General features: G+C 42.9%; 26 protein-coding genes. 9 read left to right on the top strand and 17 right to left on the bottom strand.

The window, feature by feature from the left end; all coding sequences use genetic code 11:
• The first annotated feature begins 6 nt into the window (after positions 1 to 6).
• Both QVP94_RS11520 and QVP94_RS11515 read left to right on the top strand, forming a co-directional pair.
• Entirely contained in the window at positions 7 to 414 is a 408-nt protein-coding gene (locus tag QVP94_RS11520) for a hypothetical protein (RefSeq protein ID WP_005856931.1), read from the top strand.
• Positions 415 to 459: 45 nt separating this feature from the next.
• Positions 460 to 2772: a TonB-dependent receptor domain-containing protein gene (locus QVP94_RS11515; protein WP_022192649.1), complete on the top strand. Its 2313-nt coding sequence runs from the start codon at positions 460 to 462 to the stop codon at positions 2770 to 2772.
• 44 nt (positions 2773 to 2816) lie between these two features.
• Here QVP94_RS11515 and QVP94_RS11510 read toward each other — a convergent pair whose 3' ends face one another.
• Complete coding sequence (locus tag QVP94_RS11510) at positions 2817 to 3389, bottom strand: hypothetical protein (RefSeq protein WP_008772150.1); 573 nt, start codon at positions 3387 to 3389, stop codon at positions 2817 to 2819.
• Between the two features lie 101 nt (positions 3390 to 3490).
• Between QVP94_RS11510 and serB the strand changes: the two genes are divergently transcribed.
• The 3 genes from serB to QVP94_RS11495 are packed head-to-tail and all read left to right on the top strand — an operon-like array spanning position 3491 to position 5505.
• Entirely contained in the window at positions 3491 to 4717 is a 1227-nt protein-coding gene (gene serB / locus QVP94_RS11505; protein WP_005856925.1) for a phosphoserine phosphatase SerB, read from the top strand.
• A 25-nt stretch (positions 4718 to 4742) separates the two neighbouring features.
• Entirely contained in the window at positions 4743 to 5048 is a 306-nt protein-coding gene (locus QVP94_RS11500) for a Dabb family protein (protein WP_005856923.1), read from the top strand.
• Positions 5035 to 5505: a C-GCAxxG-C-C family protein gene (locus tag QVP94_RS11495; RefSeq protein ID WP_011966318.1), complete on the top strand. Its 471-nt coding sequence runs from the start codon at positions 5035 to 5037 to the stop codon at positions 5503 to 5505. Before QVP94_RS11500 ends, QVP94_RS11495 begins: the two co-directional genes overlap by 14 nt.
• Before the next feature lie 9 nt (positions 5506 to 5514).
• Here QVP94_RS11495 and QVP94_RS11490 read toward each other — a convergent pair whose 3' ends face one another.
• A complete protein-coding gene (locus tag QVP94_RS11490) occupies positions 5515 to 6219 on the bottom strand; it encodes an MgtC/SapB family protein (protein WP_005856919.1) in 705 nt (234 codons plus the stop codon).
• Between the two features lie 136 nt (positions 6220 to 6355).
• On the opposite strand from QVP94_RS11490, the gene QVP94_RS11485 reads away from it, so the two are divergent.
• Complete coding sequence (locus QVP94_RS11485) at positions 6356 to 7117, top strand: exodeoxyribonuclease III (protein ID WP_036628709.1); 762 nt, start codon at positions 6356 to 6358, stop codon at positions 7115 to 7117.
• Between the two features lie 101 nt (positions 7118 to 7218).
• Here the strand turns inward: QVP94_RS11485 and QVP94_RS11480 are convergent, their stop codons facing one another.
• From QVP94_RS11480 to QVP94_RS11460, 5 genes are all read right to left on the bottom strand, one after another.
• On the bottom strand, positions 7219 to 8136 hold the full coding sequence (locus QVP94_RS11480) for a dihydroorotate dehydrogenase (RefSeq protein ID WP_005856916.1): 918 nt from the start codon (positions 8134 to 8136) through the stop codon (positions 7219 to 7221).
• A complete protein-coding gene (locus QVP94_RS11475) occupies positions 8124 to 8909 on the bottom strand; it encodes a dihydroorotate dehydrogenase electron transfer subunit (RefSeq protein ID WP_005856914.1) in 786 nt (261 codons plus the stop codon). The genes QVP94_RS11480 and QVP94_RS11475 overlap by 13 nt, the downstream gene beginning before the upstream one ends.
• Before the next feature lie 65 nt (positions 8910 to 8974).
• On the bottom strand, positions 8975 to 9424 hold the full coding sequence (locus QVP94_RS11470; RefSeq protein ID WP_005856911.1) for a helix-turn-helix domain-containing protein: 450 nt from the start codon (positions 9422 to 9424) through the stop codon (positions 8975 to 8977).
• An 841-nt stretch (positions 9425 to 10265) separates the two neighbouring features.
• Positions 10266 to 11288 carry a DNA polymerase III subunit delta gene (gene holA / locus QVP94_RS11465; RefSeq protein WP_005856906.1) on the bottom strand — a complete coding sequence of 341 codons (1023 nt, stop codon included), beginning with the start codon at positions 11286 to 11288 and terminating at the stop codon, positions 10266 to 10268.
• Between the two features lie 19 nt (positions 11289 to 11307).
• On the bottom strand, positions 11308 to 12084 hold the full coding sequence (locus tag QVP94_RS11460; protein WP_005856904.1) for an AMP nucleosidase: 777 nt from the start codon (positions 12082 to 12084) through the stop codon (positions 11308 to 11310).
• A gap of 55 nt (positions 12085 to 12139) precedes the next feature.
• On the opposite strand from QVP94_RS11460, the gene QVP94_RS11455 reads away from it, so the two are divergent.
• Positions 12140 to 12601 carry a type I restriction enzyme HsdR N-terminal domain-containing protein gene (locus QVP94_RS11455; RefSeq protein WP_005856901.1) on the top strand — a complete coding sequence of 154 codons (462 nt, stop codon included), beginning with the start codon at positions 12140 to 12142 and terminating at the stop codon, positions 12599 to 12601.
• Positions 12602 to 12662: 61 nt separating this feature from the next.
• Here QVP94_RS11455 and QVP94_RS11450 read toward each other — a convergent pair whose 3' ends face one another.
• From QVP94_RS11450 to QVP94_RS11420, 7 genes are all read right to left on the bottom strand, one after another.
• The gene (locus tag QVP94_RS11450) at positions 12663 to 12914 is read right to left on the bottom strand and encodes a hypothetical protein (protein ID WP_009017466.1); all 252 of its coding nucleotides are present in this window, start codon (positions 12912 to 12914) and stop codon (positions 12663 to 12665) included.
• Positions 12915 to 13482: 568 nt separating this feature from the next.
• Positions 13483 to 14757, bottom strand: a complete 1275-nt coding sequence (gene nqrF / locus QVP94_RS11445; protein ID WP_010182986.1) for an NADH:ubiquinone reductase (Na(+)-transporting) subunit F — start codon at positions 14755 to 14757, stop codon at positions 13483 to 13485.
• Positions 14758 to 14797: 40 nt separating this feature from the next.
• On the bottom strand, positions 14798 to 15415 hold the full coding sequence (nqrE, locus tag QVP94_RS11440; protein WP_005856893.1) for an NADH:ubiquinone reductase (Na(+)-transporting) subunit E: 618 nt from the start codon (positions 15413 to 15415) through the stop codon (positions 14798 to 14800).
• Between the two features lie 25 nt (positions 15416 to 15440).
• Positions 15441 to 16070, bottom strand: a complete 630-nt coding sequence (locus QVP94_RS11435; RefSeq protein ID WP_005856891.1) for an NADH:ubiquinone reductase (Na(+)-transporting) subunit D — start codon at positions 16068 to 16070, stop codon at positions 15441 to 15443.
• Between the two features lie 7 nt (positions 16071 to 16077).
• On the bottom strand, positions 16078 to 16890 hold the full coding sequence (gene nqrC / locus QVP94_RS11430; protein ID WP_005856889.1) for an NADH:ubiquinone reductase (Na(+)-transporting) subunit C: 813 nt from the start codon (positions 16888 to 16890) through the stop codon (positions 16078 to 16080).
• A 13-nt stretch (positions 16891 to 16903) separates the two neighbouring features.
• Complete coding sequence (locus QVP94_RS11425; RefSeq protein WP_005856887.1) at positions 16904 to 18106, bottom strand: NADH:ubiquinone reductase (Na(+)-transporting) subunit B; 1203 nt, start codon at positions 18104 to 18106, stop codon at positions 16904 to 16906.
• 23 nt (positions 18107 to 18129) lie between these two features.
• The gene (locus tag QVP94_RS11420) at positions 18130 to 19476 is read right to left on the bottom strand and encodes a Na(+)-translocating NADH-quinone reductase subunit A (RefSeq protein ID WP_008772142.1); all 1347 of its coding nucleotides are present in this window, start codon (positions 19474 to 19476) and stop codon (positions 18130 to 18132) included.
• A gap of 132 nt (positions 19477 to 19608) precedes the next feature.
• Here QVP94_RS11420 and QVP94_RS11415 point away from each other — a divergent pair, with 132 nt between their 5' ends.
• Positions 19609 to 20877, top strand: coding sequence for a type IX secretion system plug protein (locus QVP94_RS11415; RefSeq protein ID WP_022192648.1), 1269 nt, complete (start codon positions 19609 to 19611; stop codon positions 20875 to 20877).
• A 44-nt stretch (positions 20878 to 20921) separates the two neighbouring features.
• On the top strand, positions 20922 to 21890 hold the full coding sequence (locus QVP94_RS11410) for a 4Fe-4S binding protein (protein ID WP_022192647.1): 969 nt from the start codon (positions 20922 to 20924) through the stop codon (positions 21888 to 21890).
• Here QVP94_RS11410 and guaD read toward each other — a convergent pair.
• The 3 genes from guaD to QVP94_RS11395 form a co-directional block, all read right to left on the bottom strand.
• On the bottom strand, positions 21855 to 23195 hold the full coding sequence (guaD, locus tag QVP94_RS11405) for a guanine deaminase (RefSeq protein ID WP_005862255.1): 1341 nt from the start codon (positions 23193 to 23195) through the stop codon (positions 21855 to 21857). The genes QVP94_RS11410 and guaD overlap by 36 nt on opposite strands.
• A 12-nt stretch (positions 23196 to 23207) precedes the next feature.
• Complete coding sequence (locus tag QVP94_RS11400) at positions 23208 to 24110, bottom strand: cation diffusion facilitator family transporter (RefSeq protein WP_008772138.1); 903 nt, start codon at positions 24108 to 24110, stop codon at positions 23208 to 23210.
• A 9-nt stretch (positions 24111 to 24119) separates the two neighbouring features.
• Positions 24120 to 24546, bottom strand: a 427-nt coding sequence (locus tag QVP94_RS11395; RefSeq protein WP_288213258.1) for an L-serine ammonia-lyase, iron-sulfur-dependent, subunit alpha, incomplete at its 5' end; no start/stop codon positions are given.

The raw sequence follows: 24546 nt of genomic DNA, 5'->3' as shown, positions 1-24546 counted from the left end.
ACAATCATGAAAAAAAGTAATCGCGTGTTTATCGCCTTGATAGCGACATTATATATCGTTCCAGCCCTCACTTTCGGCGCTGCCCAGTTTACGTCGGAAAAATGCCTTACAGGTTTCACGCAAAAGTTTCAGATTATCCAGATAGATAATCCGGAGTTGAAAGCGGAAAACATAAAAGTCGATACGAGAACCGCCTCCGAATTTCCCCGGGGGCAAATACTGGAAGCAAAGGACCGGTCGTTACTCTATTACGAGGGAATGAAACGGTATTTGCCGGAAGTCAGCCGCCACGATTCTCTATTATTGGTTAGCGGGGCGAGGGACGCCGGGCAAGATAAAAATCTCACGTTGCATATCCGTATCAACAATATCCAGAAGATCCGTCTGAACGGAGAAGAGATTTGGACTAAGTAACAAGCACATACACACATTATTTCTTAATCATTAAATCGTACTATAATGAAACAAATCATTATGGCAGCCCTTCTTATATCCTTTTCTTGGGGTATTCGGGCACAACAATTACAGATCCGGGGGAAAGTCATTGATCTATCCGACAAGTCTCCTCTTGAGTTTGCGAATATCACGCTTCAAACAGCCGATTCCGCATTCATCACAGGGACGACGACGGATAGTAAAGGACTTTTCCGGATCGAGAAAGTCAAGGCCGGAGATTATCAAGTATCTGTTTCCTCCATAGGTTACAAGACCTCGGTAGTCTCCGTGCTGGGACTTTCCCAGCCTATAGATCTCGGTACGATCTCATTGGCATCCTCCTCTATATCCTTAGATGAAGTCACGGTCAACGCTTCCGCTATCCGCAATACGGCGGACCGTAAGATCACGTTCCCTACCTCTGAGCAAAAAGCGGCTTCCAGCAATGGCATCAATCTATTGAACGCCTTGATGCTTCCCCGTTTGGAAGTGGACCCGATCCGGAATAGCGTATCGCTATCGAATGAAGGGACTATTCAATTCTGCATCAACGGTATCAAGGTGGAGCTGTCTGATATCCGGGGCTTATCGCCACAGGAGGTAATCCGGGTAGAATATCATGATAATCCGGGCTTACGCTACGATAATGCCTCTGTCGTACTCGATTACATTGTACGGAGAGAAACGAGCGGTGGTTCTGTTAATCTAGACCTTAGTAATTCACCGACCACCTCTTTTGGAGACGATCAGGTATCGGCGAAGTTCAATCATAAGAAATCGGAGTTCGGATTGCAATACGCCGTCCGTTACCGGAATCCGTATCATATCTGGACGGAAGGAACCGAGACCTTCCGCTTTGAGAATGGCGAAACGCTGGAACGCACCTCGGAAGGTCTTCCGGGAAGAATGTCCGAGACCTCCCATAACCTCTCCCTTAATTATAATCTGGTAGATAATGACCACTATTATTTCAATGCCACGCTACGTTATTTCTTATCGGACGAGGATAAAGGTAGTAACGGTAAGAACCTGTATGCAAACAATCATCCCGAGGATAAGACATACGCTTGGAATCCGAATAGCAACTCAACCAAACGTCCTTCCCTCGACCTTTATTACCAACGCTCCTTACCACATAAGCAGACATTGATATTTAATATGGTAGGCACGTACATAAATACGAACGCAAACCAAATGTATCAAGAATGGAAAAACGATATCCTCTTGTCGGATATCTTGTCGAACGTGGACGGAGACAAATATTCCATTATCGGCGAGGGAATCTACGAACGGCAATTCGAGGCCGGTCGATTGGGCGGAGGGTTGAAACATACCCAATCGTGGACGGATAACACCTACGGCGGAACGGTTGGAGGACGAACCAAGATGAAACAATCGGAGACGTACCTCTATACGGAATTCAGCGGACGTGTCAAGAAGTTGAATTATACCGCCGGAATAGGTGTTTCCCGCTCATGGTTCAAGCAAGAAGGTGAGGAAGATTATCAATATTATACGTTCCGCCCAAAGGTATCCTTACAATATAACTTTACGGATAATATGTATTTCCGGGTGAACGGTAGCGTAAATAATGTCTCACCTAGCCTATCGGAGCTAAGCGCCATCGAGCAATACATCGATACGCTCCAGATACGCCGGGGAAATCCTTATCTGAAACCCTATAAGAGTTATGACATGCAAGCCAATTATCTATATAAAAAAGGAATATTCACCGGAGACTTAAACTTTTATTACAGCAATAGCCCGAACCGGATCATGGAGGAAGTGATACGGGAAAACAATAAGTTCATTCGCATTACCGATAACCAAAAAGGATGGCAGAAACTAAGCGGTGACTTGACATTACGTGTCGGCCCTATCATCAAGCGGATCGTAAGCCTATCCGTGACAGGTGGCGTTAATCGTTATATTAGCGAAGGAAATAGTTATTCGCATACCTATACCAATTGGTATTACCGGGCTTCCGTCATGGCTATGTACAAGAAGTTCATGGCTATGTTCCAGATACAAAGCAGCTACAACCGGTTTATCGGAGAGTTATTAAAAGGTGGCGAGAATATCCACATGTTTATGTTCCGGTACAATCAAGGTAAATTCGCCGTTGGAGCCGGACTGATGATGCCTTTCTCCAGCCAGTACAAACGGGTAGAGGAAAACTGGAACGCTTACGCTCCCAGCCATACGAACATGTATGCGAACGACTTCTCCCGGATGTTGATGCTAACCTTCTCTTGGAACTTCGATTTCGGCCGCAAGTTTAAGGAAGGCAAGAAGAAACTTTGGAATAGCGACGAGGATTCGGGTATCATGCGATGATCCTCAAAAAGAAAAGTCCGGTATTAATTACCAGACTTTTCTTTTCAATCTTCAGGAGGGGGAATTGGAACCCCTTCTTTAATAAACTCATCATATACGATCTTAGGATGGTCTTGCGGAGAAGCCAGTTGATATTCCGCGGTGAAATTATCCCGCCTAAAATTCTTCAGCTTAAGGTTTTCCACGCTGTAATTTCTCAAGGTCTCTTTCCTGTCACCAAACAAAGAGCTGTTCAATACCTCCGAATCCAGAATGTTTTCTTTCGGAGTCATTGTAGGCAAAAGGTTTTGCTCCAGCAATCCTCTATAAGCGCCAATGTATTCGCACCAAACAGAATTACCTTTTTGATAGATCCGATAGGTGTAGTTAGACCAAGCTGTCGTTACATGAATCTCATGCTCCCAGATATCGACGGATGCCTCTGAATCAAAGTAGGGATCTTTAATCGTCACACGTCGTAATCCATGATTCTCATCTCTCACTAAAGTCAGCCACTTATCTGAATGAAGTATTTCAGAAATAATGTCGGGCAACTTTTCCTTGATTTCAAATTGGATTCTCATACATTTCGCCTGCCGGTCAGGACTTTTTAAGGTTGCCAGGTTCTCATTAAACATTTTGTCGTTAATACGATAAAACAAATATAAGCAAAAATGTTTAATATATTATACTCTTTTTCGATAATTCTTACGTACTTTTGCCTAATAGAATGACAAATATGGCACAAAACGACGAAATAATACTGATAAATATCAATGGAGCGGATCGTCCGGGTGTAACGGCGGCTCTTACGGAGATTCTAGCCAAGAACAACGCTGTTATCCTCGATATCGGTCAAGCGGATATCCATAACCATTTATCATTGGGTATCTTGTTTCAAAGCACGGAAGGAAATTCCGGCGATATATTGAAAGAACTACTGTTCAAGAGTTACGAATTAGACGTCAATATCCGTTTCAATCCCATTACAGAGCAAGAATATAGTAAATGGGTAGGTATGCAGGGCAAGAACCGATATATCATCACGATATTAAGCCGAAAGCTTACAGCCAAGCAAATCGCGGGTGTTTCCCGGATCGTAGCGGAGCAAGATATGAATATTGATGATATCAAGCGGCTCACGGGACGTATCCCGTTGGACGAGAATGCCCGTACCCCCAAGGCGAGCGTGGAGTTTTCCGTACGTGGTACCCCGAAAAACAAGGAGTGCATGAAAGCGGAGTTCATGAAACTTTCCACGGAGCTTGAGATGGATATCTCTTTCCAAGAGGATAGCATGTATCGCCGTATGCGCCGTCTGATTTGTTTCGATATGGACTCTACCTTGATAGAGACGGAGGTTATCGACGAGTTGGCGATACGTGCCGGAGTTGGCGATCAAGTAAAAGCGATTACAGAGGCAGCCATGCGTGGAGAGATCGATTTCTGCGAGAGCTTCCGCCAGCGTTGTGCCTTATTAAAGGGGTTGGACGTATCCGTGATGCAGGAGATCGCCGAGAATCTACCGATCACAGAAGGTGTAGACCGTTTGATGCGTATCTTGAAAAAGGTGGGCTTCAAGATCGCTATCCTTTCCGGAGGTTTCACTTATTTCGGTAATTTCCTTAAACAAAAATATAATATCGACTATGTATACGCCAACGAGCTTGAGATCGAGAATGGCAAGCTAACGGGTAATCATGTGGGCGATATCGTAGATGGGAAGCGGAAAGCGGAATTATTACGCCTGATCGCGCAAGTGGAGAACGTGGATATTCGCCAGACCGTAGCGGTTGGCGACGGGGCGAACGACTTGCCGATGATTAGTATCGCCGGTCTAGGTATCGCCTTCCATGCCAAACCGAAGGTAAAGGCGACCGCCAAGCAATCTATCTCTACGATTGGCCTCGATGGTATCTTATATTTCCTTGGATACAAGGATTCGTATTTGGATGAACAGATGTAATATATATAATTAATGTATAGCGATTATGATCAGACATATTGTAATGTTTAAGTTGAAGGAGTTTCAAACTCCGGCTGAGAAGCAAGCCAAAATGCAAGAAATTAAGGATAAACTGGAAGCCTTAATCAATAAGATAGACGTATTGAAAATGATCCGTGTAGATTTTAATTGTAATCCGGCGGAGACTTGGGATATTATTTTAACTACTGAATTGCCTACCTTGGAAGATGTAAATACGTACGCTAATCATCCGGAACATGTAGCGGTCGCTAAAGGAATTATTGGCCCGGTAAAGGCGGACAGAGCTTGTGTTGACTATGAAATCCTTTGATATAGAGGAGCGTGTGAACCAAGCGGTCCACAACTTCGAGTCCGGATATAATTGCGCTCAATCTGTATTCCTCGCTTATTCGGATGTCTTCGAGTTGGATTTAGAGCTGGCGAAAAAGATGTCTGTATCTTTTGGAGGAGGTGTCGGACGCATGCGTGAGGTTTGTGGTACCGTAAACGCAATGGCGATGTTAGCCGGATTTAAGTATCCGGTATTTGATCCGCTAGATCAAGAGGCGCGTGCCCGCAACTATGGCATGGTACAAAAAATGGCGGCTTTATTCAAGGAGAAGCATGGGACGATCATTTGCCGTAGCCTTCTTCCTCCGGAAGAGACATCGACGAATCCCTCTCCTTCCGCACGCACGCAACAGTATTATGCCAAACGTCCTTGCGGTAAATACGTTAAGGAAGCGGCTCGTATCGCCGGGCATATGCTAAAGGGTGAACTTGAATAAACGGCATTGTCAAGCTAGAAGACGTATTTGTGAAATATAACCAAGTTTTCGAATCTCAGTGAATAACTCACTGTAAGAGGACTTGGATTTCACATTGACTTTATAGGTAATTGTCGACGTATTCTTGTCGTAATTATGCTCATAAGAAAGACTTACGATAAATATGCTCCTATTTTCCAAGATTTTCCGGATACCTTTAAGATCGGGAGTCGAGGTTGAGCAATTTATCGTAAGTATTTTATTAACACCATCCAAATACATACGTCGCTCCAGCCTTTCTAAAGAAACCAATACGAACAAGGTAAATGCCGTAGTGATAGAAGCGGCCAAGAACATGCCGGCACCAGCGGCCAAACCGACTACAGCCATTACCCAAATACAAGCCGCCGTAGTGAGTCCATGCACGCTTCCATGACTTTGAATAATAGCTCCTGCTCCCAAGAAACCAATACCTGTAAGGACTTGGGCGGCGATACGCCCCGGATCTCCATTCAAGAAATTCGGATAGGTTTGTGGTATCCAGATAGATATCAACATGGCGGCGGCAGATCCCATACAGATCAAGGTAAAGGTCCGCATACCAGCGTCCCTACGGCGAAATTGTCTTTCTACACCGATAATAGCGCCAAGCACGAAGCTGATAGCTAATCGTACGGCGGCGGTCGAGGCCGTTATCTGAGTATTCTCTAAAATATCGTTCAAATGTTCCAGCATAGTCTGTCATTCATTCTAAGTTATACAAATATAGAAAATTTCTATGTACCGATTATGGAATGAAAACAATGTAAAATCGTCAAAAGTTGTATCTTTGAGACAGAATAAAAGTCATTCACCTCTAAACTTAGAAAAATTGAAAATAATAACGTACAATACAAATGGATTAAGGGCTGCCGTAGGTAAAGGCTTGCCCGAATGGTTGGCTCAAGAACAGCCGGACGTGTTATGTATCCAAGAGACAAAGTTGCAACCAGACCAGTTCCCGTCAGAAACATTCGAGACTTTAGGATATAAGTCTTATTTGTTTAGTGCCCAAAAGAAGGGATATAGTGGCGTGGCCATTCTTACGAAACAGGAACCGGATCATATCGAGTATGGAATGGGAATCGAGAAGTATGATAATGAGGGACGTTTCCTCCGTGCTGATTTCGGGGATGTATCGATCGTAAGTGTCTATCATCCTTCCGGGACTAGTGGGGATGAACGGCAGGATTTTAAGATGATATGGCTGGAAGATTTCCAGAAATATGTCGTTGAGTTACAGAAATCCCGTCCGAACTTAATTCTCTGTGGCGATTACAACATTTGCCACGAGCCGATAGATATTCATGATCCGATCAGGAACGCAAAGAACAGTGGTTTCCTTCCGGAAGAACGGGAATGGATGACTCGCTTCTTATCCGCAGGTTTTACGGATACATTTCGCTTCTTGAACCCGGATAAGCAAGAATATACATGGTGGAGTTATCGCTTCAATTCCAGATCTAAAAATAAAGGATGGCGTATTGATTATTGTATGGTTAGCGACAATATGAAGCCGAAAGTTAAAGCCGCTTATATATTAAACGATGCCGTACATTCTGATCATTGTCCGGCCGTATTAGAGATCGAATAATTTTTCATAATAAAAAGAAAGGATGTGTTCTTTTTGCGTAAGCGAACACATCCTTTTTTATTATTGAAAAAATGGAAATAAAGTCTATAAATGAACTTAGATTATCTCTGAATATCCAATGCTCCGATCAACTCTTTTACTGATTTAAAACCATGTCGGTCACAATAGTCATTCAATCCATCAATAACCTTGATAGAAACAGTTGGATCTACAAAGTTATAAGTTCCGATCTGGATAGCACTAGCCCCAGCTAACATGAACTCCACGGCATCTTTCCAATTTGAAATACCTCCCAAACCTATAATTGGAATCTTTACCGCATGATACGTTTGCCATACCATACGTAGAGCTACAGGTTTTACGCAAGGCCCGGAAAGACCTCCAGTTATTGTAGATAATATAGGTTTACGTTTCTCTGCGTCGATGGCCATTCCAAGCATCGTATTAATTAACGAAACAGAATCCGCACCCTCCGCTTCAACAGCTTTAGCGATCTCCGTAATATCAGTTACATTAGGAGAAAGTTTTACAATAAGTGTCTTTGGATAAACCCTACGAACAGCCTTAACAACCTCTCCTGCACCACACGTAGTAACGCCGAAAGCCATACCACCTTGCTTTACGTTCGGACAAGAAATGTTCAGTTCGATAGCGGGAATCCTATCTAACTCTGCGATCTTTTCCGCACACTCGACATACGTTTCAACCGAAGACCCACTCACGTTTACGATCATATTCGTATTGATGTCCTTGATCTCCGGATAAATATGCTCAGCGAAATAATCGGCGCCTTTATTCTGAAGCCCCACGGCATTCAACATTCCAGAAGGACTCTCCGCCATTCTTGGATAATCATTACCTTCACGAGGTTGGATAGTGGTACCTTTCACGAAAATACCCCCCAAACGTGAAATATCCATGAAATCAGCATATTCTATACCATATCCGAACGTGCCGGATGCTGTCATTACCGGATTTTTCAACGGTAAATTCCCAATGTTTACATTTAATTCAGCCATGACAATTTCTCAATATTAAATACGGGACCTTCTGTACATACACACACATTATGACCTTCCTTGTTTTTCTCTACGCAGCACAAACAAGCACCTATGCCACAAGCCATCGTGTTCTCAAGAGAAACCTCGCAAGAAATAGCTTCCGCACCTGCGTATTTCGCTACCGCCACCATCATTGGTTTAGGACCACAAGTATAAATCTGGTCAAATCGGACCTCTTTAAGGATCGTATGGTTAGTCACATACCCTTTCTCGCCTAGCGAACCATCTTCGGTTGTGATATAAACCTTACCAAATCTCTGGAATTCATCTAATTGCAATACATCATCCTTAGAACGAGCTCCAAGTAGAAAAGTAGGCTCAAAACCGGCTTCTTTTAAACAAGCTCCTAGATATAACATCGGAGCGGTTCCAACACCACCACCAATCAGCAAAAGTCTTTTGTTCTCCTGTTCCTTGGAAGGAATTGTAAAACTATTACCCAGTGGTAGCATTATGTTTACAATATCACCGGGACGGAATTCTGCCATTTTTCTCGTGCCATCACCAACAAGTTGAATCAATAACCACAACTCATTTTTAGACTTATCTACATAGTTGACAGAAATCGGACGACGTAAGAATGTTGTAGGAGAGTTTTCTACATGAACCTCTACAAATTGTCCGGGAAGCATCTCTGGAAGATTCCCATCCGAGGTTAACTTTAGCAGGCAATAATTTTTATGAAGGTGACAGTTTTCAGTCACCTTCATGTCTAAGATGTACTTCTTCATATACACGATTACTCAATTTATCCGCAAAGATACATGAATATAACGTATATACCGAACAGTTTACCTTAGTCTTTCTTGTTTTTTTCAGGGACGAAAGTATCAAACGTATTGTCGGAGTAAAATATCATTATTTTACTAACATTTTTAGAAGGCTTTTCTTGGCATATAACTTGCTCTACAACAGGTTGTTTCTGGATGTTTACAGGTGTCTCAACCCCAATTTCCTTGCGATTTTCGGCAACAACTTGTACATTGGGACGATTTTCAAGCATATTTGTAAACAAATTAGGTTCAGTTAACACATGTTCTCGGATCATTTCGCCTTTGCCAAACAATAGCCAGTCAGAATCAACATAAGTGAACCGTTCCAGTATTTTTAGCAGAACATCCAAACTCGGATTATTTCTCCCAGATATAATATGTGACATTGCCGAACGCTGTATACCGATCGATTCGGCAAATTTAGAAGGGGTAAGTCCTTCACGTTCCATTATTTTTAAAATACGATCTCTCATATTCATATATATCTTAAATTCTTACTAGAATACTGCCATTATGACCGTTTACTAAGATAAATGTCCATAAAGCAAACTGGATACAAAGATAAATCAATATTTCCATTTGTGCAATTTATTTTTATAAAACTAAATTGATACATATGTGTCACACCGATACATATGTGATGGGTAGAACTGTAAACCGTGTTCAAGAAGGAGGTATAGAGTATTTAGAAAAACTTTAGAAAAATAGCATATATATCTGATCTATATGTAAATATAATAATACATATAATGTATAGTTAGGGGGTTTTTATACGTTTGTAGACGAAAAAACATGTTTAGTTAATGTAAACAATCAATATTTCTATATAAAAAACTGGTTATTTATAATTTATAGCAAATCTTACGTGGATAAAGAAATATATAGTAATCCATGATTTATATTAGTAATGTAAACATGATACATTTGTAACGTCTATATAATGATTACAAAAACCACCAACATTTGTAATCTACTCAAATACTTTTATTGTATATATGATTGTAAACATCCATTCCTCGGTTATATTTGTATACAATATAATTTTACTCTATTTATTTTACTGCCAACTTGTCTATTTTTCCTTTAACGGATAATGAAGGCAATCTATGGCTATACCGATTATAGCTTTAAGTATGGATTTCTTGGAATTTTTGAGGAAAGAAGTACGTGATTGAATAAATTTTAAAATCTCAGAGAGATAAAATATGCGTAATTAATTGATAAATAAACAAAAAGGCCTCTTTTTCCAGTTTGACTTTTTCATCATTCTAGGAAAAAAGGCCCTTTTGCCTGCACTAAGTCTATGATTTCTGTTTAATGTAAAATTTTGTAAAGTAATTCTTTTAGTAAATCTGCATCTGTCGCTGAAGAGTTTTCCACTCCCTTAGATCTTGCGTCAGTCGTTCGGATATCGCTGATCAAATTAAAAACTTTCATCGCTGGATAATTTTTCATCCCCAAAAGATAGTCCTTTACTTGATAAGTTCCCCGTAAACCAAGTGCGGTCATCAATCCTGATTCCGATCGATCCTTTGAATAATAACAAATCAGCAAGTTTGAAAAATAGTTAAATAATACAGGAAGTGTCATCTGTATCGGATTACTTTTAGGGTTTTTCTCAAAATACTGAGCGATCCGGTTAGCCTTTAATATATCCTTCATGGCAAGTGCCTTTATCAGCTCAAAGTTATTGTATTCTTTACTAATCCCTATATTTTGCTCGATCAATTCCGGTGTGATGCGTTTTGAGGCCTTTTCAGCCAAGATAATTGCCAGCTTATCTAATTCCTTATTGAGACGGTTTAAATCGTTTCCAAGGAAATCTGAGAGCATTTGAGCGGCTTTTGGATCGATACCGATAGAACGCTGTTGCATCAAAGAGGTGATAAAACTCGGCATTTTATAATCCGGGATCTTTTTTGACTCATATAAAATACCGTTTTTATCGGTTGCGGCCGCTAACGCACGACGGCGATCTAAAGTCTTATATTTGTAATTTATGACCAAAATAGTTGATGACAAAGGATTCTTCACATAACTGCTCAGCAACTCTATATCTCTCACTAATTGAGCCTCTCGAACAACGATCAATTGATATTCGGACATCATCGGAAAACGACGTGCCGCATTGATAATAGAAATAGCATCTGTATCTGCGCCGTATAGAATAATCTGATTGAAATCTCTCTCAGATTCCTCTAATACGCTTTTTAATAACAAATCTGTTATTTGATCGATGAAGAAAGGCTCTTCGCCCATTAACACATAAACAGGCTGAAACTTCCTTGCTGTTATATCCCTACAAATCTCCTCGAAAGTAATTTCTTTTTTTGCCATAAATTATGAGGTTTCGCTATTACCAACTAAAACGGATATGACGGATGGTTTTCTTACCATCCAAAATCTGTTGAAGAGCTTCAACTCCCAACATTACCTGTTCTCCTACAAATTGTTGAGTTACCTTCCGGTCACTCGCTTCTGTTTTTACACCATCTTCTTCCATCGGTTTATCCGATATCATCAACAATGCACCCGTAGGTATTTGGTTAGCGAAACCGGCAGTAAGCAAGGTTGCGGTTTCCATATCGATACCAGTGGCATGCGTACTACGAAGATATTCCTTGAAAGCATTATCGTATTCCCAAACCCTGCGATTTGTCGTGTAAATCGTACCTGTCCAATAATCTTTTCCATGATCACGTATGGCGGAAGAAATGGCACGAAGCATTGAAAAAGCGGGCAATGAAGGTACCTCAGGTGGTAAATACTCATTCGACGTTCCCTCACCTCGGATCGCCGCTATTGGCAATACATAATCCCCTAATACATTCGCTCTTTTTAATCCTCCACATTTACCGAGGAAAAGCACCGCTTTGGGCATGACTGCTGATAATAAATCCATGATTGTAGCAGCGTTCGCACTTCCCATCCCAAAATTGATAATGGTAATCCCTTCTGCCGAGGCATTGGGCATCGAACTTTTCAATCCCAAAATCGGGACATTAAAATGATCCGCAAATATCTCGACATATTTAGTAAAGTTAGTGAGTAATATGTGCTTAGTGAAGTCTTCTAGCTTTCGCTCGGTATAACGAGGCAGCCAATTTTCTACGATTTCTTGTTTTGTTCTCATAAATAACTACCTTTGAGGTGCATTTTAGTTAGAATATAAATAGCAAATATAGCAAATGCTCCCATTAAATCTACCAAAATTCTCAGTCAAAGTTACGGAGAAAGCAGGAAAGCCTTCTATTTGGGATCCTGTACGCCGAAAATTTGTCGCATTAACGCCAGAGGAATGGGTACGACAACATTTCGTGAACTATTTGGTCACGGAAAAAAACTATCCTCAAGAACTTTTAGCGAATGAAGTAGCGGTGAAACTAAACGGAACATCCAAACGATGCGATACCGTTGCATACAATCGGTTTCTAGCACCTCTAATGATTATTGAATATAAAGCTCCACATATCGAGATAACAAGCGCTGTATTCGATCAAATCGTACGTTATAACATGGTCTTACACGTAAAATACTTAACCGTAAGCAACGGCATCCGTCATTTTTGTTGCAAAATTGACTATGAGAAACAGACGTATGCTTTCCTCGAAGATATACCGGAATACAATCTATTGGAGAAAATCGTTTAATTATCTAAAATAAGTCCCCCTTATCCTTCTATGCACTCGCACGGATCAGATAAGGGCTTACTCAGCCCAACCAGTGAGTAGTTCTATCGATCAGGAATTTACAGCTTGCAGATAAGTCATCTTGTTCTATATACTCGACATCACCGGAAGTCTTAGAAGGTAGCACCATATCTGATACTTCTACCTCCTCATTTTCAAGGCTGGCAAACTTAAACAGATTATATATGCTTGATAGAAAGAGAAGAAAAAGAAACAGGAATGCCTTTGCGACACTTCCTGTTTTTTCTATATATTGAGTAGATTTCAAATCCATATCCCACGCATTAAAAGTTACATGGGCACAAACATAGCAATATTCGTCAAATAAACAAATATTTTAACACGAAAATTTTATTTCGTAAAGAGATAATCCTCCGGTTTTGCGATTCGTAAAATATATTCCGGAGTATTAGGGAGCCTTTTCGCATACAAAGTGACAGAATCACCCCTCTCAGGCATCGTAGAATTAGATTCCAACGATATCTGGTCAACATTACGCAATTTTATTTCATCATCTTTATCGAAAAAGAATGAGTATCCTAATAAAACCGCAAAAAAAGATAAAATCAATGGCTTCATGTCTAACTTGTTTTTATGACTATATAAGCTTAGATGCTTATAAAACGATAAACGCTGCATATTATTTCAAAATAATTACATTTTTAATGTGCCGACATAGAAGTACGACTTATTTCGTTAATGAAGTATATATCCTATGACACATGCAGTATATATCCTATAGCATTTGAAGTATATCTTCGTAAAGAGGAGTTTCAGGGCCAAAATAAAAAAGGCGAGGATCTTAACCCCCGCCTTCTATCTGTAGATATAGAAATCCTATTTTATCCACCGAAATCATCGAAGTGCAACATCTCACGAGGTACACCCAAGTTATCCAGCATATTTTCCACGGCCTTTGACATCGGGCCCGGACCACACATGTAGTATTCGATATCTTCCGGAGCCTCGTGATCCTTCAAGTAAGTATCATGGATTACTTGATGAACGAATCCAGCCGTATATTTAACACCCGCAGCATCAGCGGCAGGATCAGGACGGTCAAGCGCCAAGTGGAACGTAAAGTTTGGGAATTCTTTCTCTATTTCCAAGAAATCTTCCAAATAGAACACTTCGTTCAAGGCACGCGCGCCATAGAAGTAAGACATCTTACGATCCGTAGTCTTCAACGTCTTCGTCATGTGCATGATTTGGGCACGCAACGGAGCCATACCAGCACCACCACCAATCCACATCATCTCTCTCTTAGAATCGAAAATTGGGTGGAAATCACCATAAGGACCACTCATAGTCACCTTATCACCCGGTTTCAACGTAAAGATATAAGAAGAAGCGATACCCGGCATCACATCCATGAAACCAACTTGTGGTTTCGGTTTGAACGGCGGCGTAGCGATACGCACGGTCAACATGATACGGTCACCCTCAGCAGGATAGTTAGCCATAGAATAGGCACGGATAGACGGTGAGTCGTTCTTACACTTCAAACCGAATAAACCGAATTTCTCCCAAGCCGGCAGATACTCGGGGCCGATCAAGCTCTTATCGATATCCTTGTTATAATCCATTGAGTATGTAGGGATCTTGATCTGAGCGTAAGAACCCGGAATAAAGTCCATGTGCTCACCTTTAGGCAATGCAACGATAAACTCCTTGATAAATGTAGCGACGTTCTTGTTACTGATAACCTCGCATTCCCATTCCTTAACGCCAAATACCTCGTCTGGTACCTGAACGACCATATCCTCTTTCACCTTGCATTGACAAGCCAAACGCCAATGATCTTTCACTTGTTTACGAGAGAAGAAACCTTTCTCAGTAGGTAGGATCTCACCACCGCCATCAATAACTTGAGCACGGCACTGACCGCATTTACCACCACCACCACAAGCGGAAGACAAGAAGATGCCACCGCTCTGTAGCGCACCTAGCAAAGTTCCACCAATCGGGGTCTCTATATCTTTCTCTCCGTTAACCTTCAAGCTTACATTCCCTGAAGGCACCAATTTTGCTTTGGCGAACAAAAGCAAACCGACCAAGATCAGCGTGATCAATAAGAATACTATTGCGCTGACACCAATCGTAAGTCCGCCCGACATTAATAAAGTCATCTTTATATTTTGTTTAATGCGTTAATACTTAAATCTTCAGACCAGAGAAACACATGAATGCCATACCCATCAAACCCGTGATGATGAAAGTAATACCCAAACCTTTCAAAGCATTGGGGACATTTGAATATGACAATTTCTCACGGATAGCCGCCATACCTACGATAGCCAGCAACCAACCGATACCAGATCCTAAACCATAAACAGTGGCGACACCTACATTAGGGAACGCTTTTTGTTGCATAAACAGAGAACCACCCAAGATAGCGCAGTTTACAGCGATCAGCGGCAAAAAGATACCAAGGGAAGCATACAAAGACGGAGAGAATTTCTCGACTACCATCTCGACCAACTGCACGAAAGAAGCGATAACGGCGATAAAGATAATAAACGCCAAGAAGCTAAGGTTCACCTCCGCATATTCCGGGCCTAACCAACTTAACGCACCTTCTTTCAATACATAATTCTCAAGCATATAGTTAATCGGCAACGTACAGAAAAGTACGAATGTCACTGCTATACCTAATCCTAAAGCGGTCTTCACGTTCTTTGAGACAGCCACGAAAGAGCACATACCCAAATAGTATGCGAAGATCATGTTGTCAACGAAGATCGAGCGGACGAATGTGCTTAATAATTGTTCCATTCTATTATTCGTTTAATCGTTAACATTAATTTTCTTGAAGTTCCTTGTTCTTAGCACGATGAACCCAAATAATAACAGCGATCACGATCAACGCCATCGGAGGCAAGATCATCAAACCATTGTTCACGTAACCCAGATCATAGAATGCCTGCGGAATCACTTGGAAACCCAATAAGGTACCAGATCCTAGCAATTCACGGAAGAAACCTACGATAATAAGAATAATCGCATATCCCAGACCGTTACCAATGCCATCCAAGAACGATTCCCATGGGCCGTTACCCAAGGCGAACGCTTCCAGACGTCCCATCAAGATACAGTTCGTAATGATCAAACCGACAAATACGGAAAGCTGTTTGTTTACGTCATAAGCAAAAGCTTTCAACACCTCACTAACGATTGTCACCAAAGCGGCAACTACCACCAATTGCACGATAATACGGATACGGTTCGGAATCGTATTACGCATCAATGAAATGATCACGTTAGCGAAAGCCACAACAGCCGTCACCGAGATACCCATCACGATGGCCGGCTCAAGTTTTGATGTTACAGCCAACGCAGAGCAAATACCCAACATCTGAACGACAACCGGGTTGTTAGCGCTCAACGGGCCTAACAGAACTTCTTTATTCTTTTCAGATAATAATCCCATCTTCTACTTAATTTTGTGAGGTCAAAAATTTAACATAACCGCTCAAGCTGTTGAATAACATTTCATCCACACCTTTACTGGTAATTGTACCACCTGAGATACCGTCTACATAATCCTGTCCCGCTACGCTCTTACCCGGCTTAACAACAGCGACAGACTTGAATTCTCCACTCATGAAGATCTTCTTACCTTTGAACTCATTGCTGAACGCCGGTTTAGAGATCTCAGCTCCCAGACCCGGAGTTTCACCTTGGTGGCTGAAGTCAGCACCATAAATAGTATTCTTATCACTATCTACAGAGATATAACCCCATAACGGACCCCAAAGACCTGCTCCATGCAAAGCCATGATATATTTCGGTTGACCATCTACATTCGCGACGAAAACCGGATATTGATGCTCAGTGGCAGCCTTAACTACATCCGTAGCGAAAGCGTCGCCTTCAACCTTCTCACCATTCTCGTTTACCAAGAAAGCTTCCTTGATCAACTCGTTGTACTTGGTCTCAGCCTCAGAAGAAGAAACATTTACGTTGATAGAACGCAGAATTTGTTGTCTCTTATCGTTATCCTCGTTCTGTTTCTGAAAACTTCTCAATGATTGTGAAGTAAACGCCAATACGACAGCCACTAGCACAACCATCACAGCCGCATAAACAACCGTATAAACATTGCTATCCCGGTTTATGCCTTTCTTAGCGGCGCCCTCCTCCTTGATTTCCTCAAATTCGGAAGCAGGAGCGGAACATACCGGGCAAGTGTCAGGAGCCTTATTTCCCTCGTGGACATAGCCACATACCTTACATTTATATTTAGCCATATTCCTTCTTACTTTATTTTATTACACGTTTCAATCTGCGAGAGATATTAGCTTCCACAACATAATAGTCGATCAGCGGAGCGAACACGTTCATCAACAGGATAGCGAGCATCATACCCTCTGGATAACCCGGGTTCAACGCACGAATAATAATGGCCATAGCACCTACAAGGAAACCATAGATATATTTACCTGTCTCCGTACGAGCGGAAGTCACAGGGTCTGTAGCCATGAACACGGCACCAAAAGCGAAACCACCTAAGAACAAGTGATCCAGCGGAGATACGCACATAGCGACCGTTGTACCGACCATATTAAAGATCAATGACATGAAAGCACCACCCACGAACACGGAAACCATTGTCTTCCAACTTGCGATACCCGTAACCAACAAGATAACCGCACCGATCAAAATAGCCAATACGGAAGTCTCACCGATAGAGCCCGGGATCAAACCAATAAACGCGTCCCAAGTAGAGATCGGGTTGCCTAATACGTCAACAGCTTGGAAAGAACCGATCATCTCCTTACCAGCGATAGCGACTTGTCCCAGCGGAGTAGCTCCGGAAAAGCCGTCAACCACTTGGCCAGCCCCAATACCAAACGTATCAGCCGTACGAACGAACACTTGATCACCAGACATTGCTGCCGGGTAAGCGAAGAATAAGAACGCACGTGTAACCAATGCTACATTAAATATATTATATCCCGTACCACCAAATACCTCTTTCGCAAAAATAACAGCGAAAGCAGTAGCTACGGCGATCATCCATAACGGAGTATCGACCGGAACGATCATCGGAATCAAGATACCGGAAACCAAGAATCCTTCTTGAATCTCTTCCTTCTTCACTTGGGCGACAGCGAACTCTATACCCAAACCTACCACATACGAAACAATGATCTTAGGCAATACCGCCAAAAATCCAAAAATAAAAGTCATCAAAAATCCCGGATCAGCCCCCACAGCTAAATTGTGCTGATAACCGACATTATACATACCAAAAAGCAAAGCAGGCAACAAAGCGATGATAACCACGGTCATGGCACGCTTTGAATCAATACAGTCATGAATATGTACGCCCGTTTTAGAGGTCTCGTTCGGAACAAATAAGAATGTTTCGAAACCGTCAAAAACAGAACGGAACATCGCCAGCTTTCCGCCTTCCTCAAAGTTAGGCTTAATCTTGTCGAGATAATTCCTTAACGCTTTCAATGTATTATAAGTTTTTTATGTTATTAATTCATTTCCTTATACAACAGGTTCAATCCGTCGCGAACGATCTTTTGCAACTCGATCTTGGAAGTGTCCACGAACTCGCAAAGAGCGAAGTCCTCGGGAGCCACCTCATAGATACCTAAGTTCTCCATCTTATCGATATCGAACGCAATAATCGCTTTCAACAAATACTCCGGATAGATATCCATCGGGAACACCTTATCGTATTCATTAGACATGATCATGGCACGTTTACCACCTTTGATACGGGCGTCGATCACATATTCCTTGCTAGTACCTAACCAGCTAAAGTAACTATGGCTAGCGCTGAACTGGTTGAAACGAGGCATAGCGAAACCTAAGAACTCATGCGTCTCATCACCTTCCGGAATCACGGTGATCTGGTTATCATAAGCGCCTAGGTAACCATCCATATTTACCTTGGTACCTGTCAAAACATTACCGCTGATAATACGGATATGTTCCTGTCCTAACACTTTACCGTTAACCAAGCTCTTAATCGTACAACCTGAAATCGTTTTAACGTAGCCTCTCTCGGTAGTCTCGGAACCGGTAATAGCAACCATACGGCTGAAATCGGCGACACCCTTGTTAAACAAGCGTCCGATAACGATCACGTCTGCCGGATTAACCGTCCAAACTACCTCACCCTTGTTAACGGGCTTGATATGATTGATCTGCACGCCAACGTTCGCTGCGGGATGCGGACCTTCTACTTCCACGATCTCCACACCTTTCATTCCGCTCACAACAGAACCACTTCTTACACCCACATACACTTTTCCATTCGTTAATTTAGCTAGGGCGTTTAATCCAGTCTGGAAATCAGCCTCCTGACCTTTTACGATAAAATCGAAGTTTGGAGCCAACGGAGCGGAGTAAAAAGCCGAAACGAAGATATCACGCGGAGTATCCAATGGAGCGGCAACGATATCGTATGGGCGTTGCTTGATAAACGGCCACATACCAGCGTTCAGAAGTACCTCTTTCACCTCTGCTCCCTGTAGGGATGCTACGTTCTTCTTACCGAACTCCTCATACTCGATCTGCGCATCCGGCTTCACAACGATGCTTAGCACCTTACGCTTCTCTCCTCGGTTTACGGCAGTTACCTCGCCACTGACCGGCGAAACAAACTTGATCTCGGGGCGGTTCTTGTCAATCATCAGTACAGAACCGGCTTTGACTTTTTCTCCTACTTTCGCAACAACTTTAGGGAGAATACCGTTATAATAATCGGGGACGATCGCGTAAGACTCGCTCTTGCCGCCGTTTAACAGTACATCCGAAGCTTTGCCCTTCAGATTAATGTCTAAACCCTTTTTAATCTTAATCACATTTGCCATGATACAACTAAAATTGTTTATATGTAATTTTCCTGCAAAAGTAAACATTTTTTCATGCTTTAGAGCAGGGAAAGGCAAATAAATAGAGAAATAATTCCATAATTTTGCGTCGTTAAAGAAAGTAATAAGAAAATGAAAGTTTTTAAAATCCTATTTCTGCTGCTTATCACGGTTTTAGTACCGTTGAACGCTCAAGTGACTTACTTCACCAACGTTAGCGATAAGCAAATAAAGACCCTCCAAGTGAAGGTTGCCGGCGAGATGTTCTCCGATCCATTCATCGAACTGGGTGGTGAGAATCGTATCGAGGTTAATTTCGATGCTTTTAATCCGGGCTTCGGGCGATACGCCTATAATCTGGTTCATTGCAACGCCGATTGGACGCAATCGAATCTTTCCCCGATTGAGTATATGAATGGTTTCCAAGGGAGCACGATCGAGGATTTCGCCAATGCGATGGGTACTATGGTGCAATACACCAACTACCGATTACTTTTCCCAAACGATGACGTTCAACCGAAGGTCTCGGGGAATTATGCCTTGCAAGTATATAACGAGGATGATCCCTCCCAGATCGTATTTACCGCATGCTTTTCTATTTTCGAGCCGATGGTTAGTGTCGCCGCTACGGTGAGCGGAAATACGGATATCGATACCAATCAGTCACACCAACAAGTCAGCTTTGCGATCAATAACAAGAATTTCCCCATCACCTATCCTCAGACCGACTTGAAAATCTGGGTTTATCAGAATAACCGCAGGGATAATGCCGTAACAGGTCTTCAGCCTATGACTATTTTAGAAAACCAGATCTCTTATACGAACAATCAGAACTTGATCTTTCCCGCAGGAAACGAATATCGCCGTATGGAATTTTTGAGCAACAAATACAATGGCATGCACGTAGAAAGTATCTCGTTCCATAATCCATATTACCATGTAGAGTTGATGACGGACTATCGGCGTGACCAATTATCGTATCAATACGATCAAGACCAAGACGGCCGTTTTTTCATCCGTTGCAGTAATTGTAACGACCCGGATACGGAAGCGGACTATTACATCGTTCACTTTACCCTCGCCATGGACTTAATTCCCGATGGAAACGTGTATTTGAACGGCGAATTATATAATAATGTATTGGACGAGAAAAGTAAGATGGGCTATAATCCGGAGACGCATCAATACGAGAAATCCGTCTTACTGAAACAAGGCAGTTACAACTATCAGTACCTCTTTGTCCCTAACGGACAGACCGTAGGACAGACCGGCCCTATCGAGGGTAATTTCTTCCAGACGGAGAACGAATATAGCATTTACGTCTACTATTGTCCAATGGGAGCACGGTATGATCGTTTAATCGGTGTAACTAGTATCAGAAATACAATGCCCGTGCTATAATTATTCGCGTAAAAGGCATACTTTTACGCATAAAATAATTGAGCATGAAAACGAGACGTATTGTTATCAGTACCGTATTATTAGTCGGGGGACTTCTCTCGATCGTTCAAGTCATGCCTAAAAATCCACTGTTGATAGGCGAAAGGTTATTTCCGTATGGAGGATGGATACAAGTGATACTTGCCATGCTATACGGTGGTTGGCTCTGCTATAAGATGCAAGATCGGCAAGAACGTCCCAAATGGAGAAAACGAGCGTGGTTGTTATTCTCGATCGTTTTTTTCGGGCAACTTGCTCTAGGGATTTTTGCCGATCCTATTTTCCTTATGACCGGAAAATTGCATTTACCGATCCCTGCGGTAATCTTGGCCGGACCGCTTTATCGCTTCGAGGGATTATTCATGCCCATACTTTTTATCAGCACCTTATTACTATCCGGTCCCGCTTGGTGTAGCCAGCTTTGTTACTTCGGGGCATTCGACGCATGGAGTGCCCGGGGAAAATTGGAACGAAAAAGGTTCCCCTATCACAAGCAAATGCGATACAGCATATTATTTCTGGTTATGTTGGGGGCCATCCTACTCCGAATATTCGGAGCGAGCGGCAGGATAGCCACCGCTTTTGGAATAGCGGTCGGAGTTATCGGCCTACTTGTCATGCTATTGTTTTCCAGAAAGAGACGGAAGATGGTGCATTGCAGTAGTTATTGTCCGATCGGGACTTTAGTGTCTTTCCTCAAATACCTCTCTCCTTTCCGGGTACGACTGACCACGGATTGTTGCCATTGCATGGCTTGCACAAACGCTTGCCGTTACGATGCCCTACATAAAGAAGAGATCAAGAAGGGAAAGATCGGCTATACCTGTACCTATTGCGGAGATTGCCTCTCCGCTTGCAAGCACGGGGCTATAGAATATCATTTCCCGGGATTGCGCCCGACTACTGCCGAGCGCCTATGGATCGTCGTAACGGTCGTATTACATACTTGTTTCTTGATGATCGCACGAATCTGAGCCGTATACTTGCTTGCCCATTATATAAGTGCATACCGTATTCCGGTCATCGCCGAGGGTTTGCAGGCCAAACAGCTTATTCTCGATCGTCCATTTATCTCTCGAACGAAGATACTCCATACGCAATTTCTGGACAGAGGTAGCGGCATAATCCACGACTATGAAATCCGCTTCACGGCCAGGGAGGAAACTTCCGATTCGGTCGTCCAACGATAAGGCCCGTGCAGAGCCTAGCGTACATTTATAGATAGCCTCCAAAGCTGTCATCGGATAACCGTTCAACTGTTGTACCTTATAAGCCTCTCCCATCGTACGCCACATAGAGAAAGATGTACCCGCACCGACATCTGTCGCCAAGGTAGTACGTACGCCGTAACGGTTCGCTTCCCTCATATCGAATAATCCGCTTCCAAGGAAAAGGTTCGAGGTCGGGCAATGGGCGATAATGCCTCCCGTTTCTCCCAACCGCTTATATTCCCGATCGGTTAGATGGACACAATGCCCGAATATCGAACGATCGGTCAACAATCCGGCACGCTCATAGACCTCCAGATAATCCGCATGACCGGGACATAGCGATAATACAGATTCAATCTCTCCCAGATTCTCCGAAAGATGTGTCTGTATATAGGTACTGGGATATTCGGCATGTAAACGACCGGCAGACTTTAATTGATCCGGCGTACTGGTTATGGCGAAACGGGGCGTGATCACATAGTGATTCCGTCCTTTCCCGTCCCAATCCTCGATTAAGCTACGGCAGTCCAACTCACCCTGATGCGTGGTATCCATCAGATAATCCGGAGCGTTCCGGTTCATCATCACCTTTCCAGCCAAGATACACATATTATACTCCGTAGCCACGGAAAATAATGCGGTTACGGAAGCAGGATGAACCGTGGCATAAGCAGCACAAGTCGTAGTTCCGTTCTTCACCAGTTCCTTCACGAAAAAGCGAGCGATATCTTGTGCATATTCCATGGAAGAGAAAGCTTCCTCGGCGGGAAACGTATATTCGTCCAGCCAATCCAGAAGTTGCTTGCCATACATTCCCTGTATCTCCGACTGGGAGAAATGGATATGGGAATCAATAAAGCCGGGTGTAATCAATTTACCGGAATAGTCTGTCACCGGGAAATCCGGGTAACGGGAACGCATCGCCTCGAACGGCCCCGCCTCTACAATCTTTCCATCAACAACAGCCAGTCCCCCATCCTCAAAATAGCGGTAAGCCTCCACATGATCCAGCGGGGAAGCGATCAAATAGAACACTTCTCCCCTATATAAGTTCTTCATCATGGTCAAATAACAATTCGTTTATTTAATTGGTTCCACGTGCAAAGCGATGTGCGTAGCCTGACCGAACTTATCACGCAGATTCTGTTCGATCTCTTTCGTCAAGTCATGGGCACGAGTCACGGTTATCTGTCCGTTCACCCGTATATGCGCCTCGATAGCAAAATTATTACCGATGCGGCGGGTACGTAGATTATGCGGGCTCTTTACCTCGGGAACCTCACTAATGATCGCCAAGATCTCATCCTCCACCTCCTTCGGCAAAGATTTCTCCAATAAGTCATTAATCGCCGGGATCACTAGTTGTAAGGCTACTTTTACGATAAATAAACTGACAATCACAGCCGCCAACGGGTCCAGCACACGCCAATTATCCCCCAACAAAATCGCCCCTCCGATACCTAAAGCCGTACCGATCGAGGAAAAGGCATCCGAGCGATGATGCCAAGCGTTAGCGATAACGACTTGACTATTCTGCTTCCTTCCTACCCAAACGGTAATATGATACAGTAATTCCTTGATCACAATGGAGATAAGAGCGGCAACTAAAGCGATCATTCCCGGACTTTCCAACGGAATCCCCTTGAAATAAAAGTCATAAATCTTGTTCGCTCCCTCCCAGAAAAGGCCAAAACCTACACAAAGCAAGACGATACCGACAATTGAAGTCGCCAAAGTCTCGTATTTACCATGCCCGTAATCATGGCTCTCGTCCTTCGGCTTGGAAGATATATTGACAAAAAGAAGTACGATTATATCCGTTACGAAATCAGATAACGAATGCACCGCATCGGCGATCATAGCGCTACTATGCCCCCAGATACCCGCCACGAACTTGAATACCAATAAAACAAAATTAGCGAATGACCCTAAAAGTGTCACTCGCATAATCTCTTTTTTCCTCGCCTTTGGTGCCTCCTCCATAGAATCCCATTAACAAGATTTACCGGTCATGATGTCCAGCACCAGACGATCCGTCGCCTCCATTCCTTTAGAACCGATAGCGGTCAAGTTCGCGATCGATTTATCCACATCCTCATCGATGATACCTTCCACGGAAGTCACCACCTTATCCTCCATGGCCATCAAAGCGGAAAGCATCGCCGTAGATACGCCACTAGATACTTTCATCGCGCAACTCGGCTTGGCACCGTCACAGATCATTCCGGTAATATTACCGATCATATTCTTGATCGCATAAGAAATCCGCGCCTTATTTCCTCCCATCAAATAGGTGATAGCGCAACTCGCTCCCGTAGCGGCAACCACACAACCGCAAAGGGCGGACAAGCGTCCCAGACTTTGCTTGATATAGATCACCATCAAATGGCTTAACATCAACGCACGGATCAGTTGCTCT

It is taken from the genome of Parabacteroides sp. CAG:2 (assembly GCF_000436315.1).
GTDB lineage: Bacteria > Bacteroidota > Bacteroidia > Bacteroidales > Tannerellaceae > Parabacteroides > Parabacteroides distasonis.
Note: the sequence above shows the minus strand (reverse complement) of the source record. Positions and strands in the feature narration are given on the sequence as shown.